Raw genomic sequence first — 2,415 nt, 5'->3', positions numbered from 1 at the left:
GTTGCTTCTCCTCCTCAACCACCTCTTTATCCTTTTTCTTGTACTCTGCAATCTCATCCTTGAACTTCTCTTTCTCCTCCATCTGCTTCTGATAGGAGTTTCTAATCTCAACTCTAGCCCCCTCTTTATCATCAAGCATCAGGTAGTTAATAGCCTTATAGTTATGCATCATTACTTTTTCGTATCCATCACCCTCATAATCCAGATGAGTATCATTTAAAAAAGAGGCGGTGATATAACTAAGCGTACGAGAGACAGAAATCACCCCTTTGTTCTCAAAATAGCGATATTTATCTATAGCTTTATCGAAGAGCTGATTACTCTGTTTATAGTCCTCCTTATGATAGGCAAACCCAGCCAAATTTAGATAGTAGTTAAGCTCATCACTACTCTCTTTTTGTAAATCTGCATATCGACTATCAACAGAACAACTCTCAATAATACCTTTACCATCTCCTGCTAGACCCAACTCTTGTGGAATAGCTCCCTCATTTTTGCAACCTACAAGATTAATAACTGCACAAAACAGTAGAGTTTTTTTTAGAATATTAAATATCATTTTTATCTCCTCATTTAATTTTTTATCTTAAAGATAGTATATCAAAAAAAATATCAATTCAGTCATTAATATACTGTTGACTTTCTGTTATCCACTTGTTTACAATAAACATATATAATCTTCTTATGAAAGATAAGGAATTAAAAATACTCCTCCCTAAAATTAATTCCAATATGAGTTGAGGTTGACTTAAGTAATTTCGTTCACAAACTCCTTTGATATACCTCCTTTTTAAAAAATTACTTCAACTCTTATCTTTCTTTCAAATTGAAGTTTAAATCTTTTTGTTTAGTTTTATCTAATAAACTACCACTACTCTAAAACCATCCTAAAAAATCACATTTTATAAAGCCTATTTCGCTATAATATGCACCATTTTCCAAGCTTGAAAATCCCAAAAGTGCGTCTAAATCCCGTGTTTTTGGGATTTTCAAGTCCAGATTTAAATTCAAATAAAGGAATTGTATTGCCTACAATTAATCAATTAGTTCGTAAAGAACGAAAAAAGGTGATTAAAAAATCAAAATCACCAGCATTAGTAAACTGTCCTCAAAGAAGAGGGGTTTGTACTAGAGTCTATACCACAACTCCAAAAAAACCTAACTCAGCACTTAGAAAAGTTGCAAAAGTTAGATTGACAAGTGGATTTGAGGTTATCTCATATATCGGTGGAGAGGGTCATAACCTTCAAGAACACTCAATCGTACTTGTGCGTGGAGGTAGAATCAAAGATTTACCTGGTGTTAAATATCACATCGTTCGTGGTGCATTGGATGCGTCAGGTGTTAATGGTAGAACTGTTGCTCGTTCTAAATATGGTACAAAAAGACCAAAAAAATAGACCGTAGGTGTGACTATGTCACACGACAAAACAAAATAGATAAAAAGAAGACCCAGTTTGCCTCAAAATCCTTAGGGGAGACAGATTGAGTAAATCGATATATTAGATTGAAGGAAAATATAATATGAGAAGAAGAAAAGCACCCGTAAGACCAGTATTGCCAGATCCAATACATGGTTCAAAAGTTTTAACAAAGTTTATCAATGCCGTAATGTTAGACGGTAAAAAAGTAACAGCAGAGAAAATCATGTATGCTGCATTGACAAGAATTGAAGAGAAATCTGGAAAAAAAGGTATTGAGGTATTCAACGAGGCAATGGATAATATCAGACCTGCAATGGAAGTAAAGAGTAGAAGAGTCGGTGGAGCTACCTATCAAGTGCCTATCGAAGTTAGACCAGTGCGACAGCAGACACTTGCTATTAGATGGTTAATCGACTCTGCAAGAAAGAGAAATGAGAGAACTATGATTGAGAGACTCTCAAATGAGTTTATGGACGCAGCAACTGATAAAGGTTCTGCATTCAAGAAGAAAGAGGATACATATAGAATGGCTGAAGCGAACAAAGCGTTTGCTCACTATAGATGGTAAGGGGATAAGATGGCAAGAACACACAAACTCGAAGATGTAAGAAATATTGGTATTGCTGCTCACATTGATGCAGGTAAAACAACAACTACTGAGAGAATTCTTTTCTATACAGGTGTTGAGCATAAAATTGGTGAAGTTCACGATGGTGCTGCGACTATGGACTGGATGGAGCAAGAGCAAGAGAGAGGTATTACAATTACTTCTGCTGCAACTACTTGTGAGTGGGCAAAGAAACAGATTAACATTATAGATACTCCAGGGCATGTTGACTTTACTATTGAAGTTGAACGGTCAATGAGAGTTCTTGATGGTGCTGTTTCAGTATTCTGTGCTGTTGGTGGGGTTCAACCACAATCAGAGACAGTTTGGAGACAAAGAAACCGTTATGGTGTACCTTCAATTGTATTTGTAAACAAGTACGAT

General features: G+C 35.7%; 3 protein-coding genes and 1 pseudogene. 3 read left to right on the top strand and 1 reads right to left on the bottom strand.

The genetic code is table 11. The annotated features are described in order from the left end of the window. Positions 1 to 559: pseudogene (locus GSY74_RS04570) on the bottom strand (hypothetical protein); the annotation flags it as partial. A gap of 466 nt (positions 560 to 1,025) precedes the next feature. On the opposite strand from GSY74_RS04570, the gene rpsL reads away from it, so the two are divergent. From rpsL to GSY74_RS04555, 3 genes are all read left to right on the top strand, one after another. Continuing rightward, positions 1,026 to 1,400, top strand: a complete 375-nt coding sequence (gene rpsL, locus GSY74_RS04565) for a 30S ribosomal protein S12 (RefSeq protein WP_164663924.1) — start codon at positions 1,026 to 1,028, stop codon at positions 1,398 to 1,400. A 124-nt stretch (positions 1,401 to 1,524) separates the two neighbouring features. Then, the gene (gene rpsG / locus GSY74_RS04560; protein ID WP_164663923.1) at positions 1,525 to 1,992 is read left to right on the top strand and encodes a 30S ribosomal protein S7; all 468 of its coding nucleotides are present in this window, start codon (positions 1,525 to 1,527) and stop codon (positions 1,990 to 1,992) included. Between the two features lie 9 nt (positions 1,993 to 2,001). Beyond that, the coding region (locus GSY74_RS04555; protein ID WP_164663922.1) for a GTP-binding protein at positions 2,002 to 2,415 on the top strand (414 nt) is incomplete at its 3' end.

Source organism: Sulfurovum sp. bin170 (assembly GCF_010892395.1).
GTDB lineage: Bacteria > Campylobacterota > Campylobacteria > Campylobacterales > Sulfurovaceae > UBA1140.
This window is presented reverse-complemented; position numbering and strand designations above follow the sequence as displayed.

Excerpts from the sequence above, each read along its gene's own strand:
- rpsG (WP_164663923.1), top strand. The coding sequence starts at position 1,525 with ATGAGAAGAAGAAAAGCACCCGTAAGACCAGTATTGCCAGATCCAATA.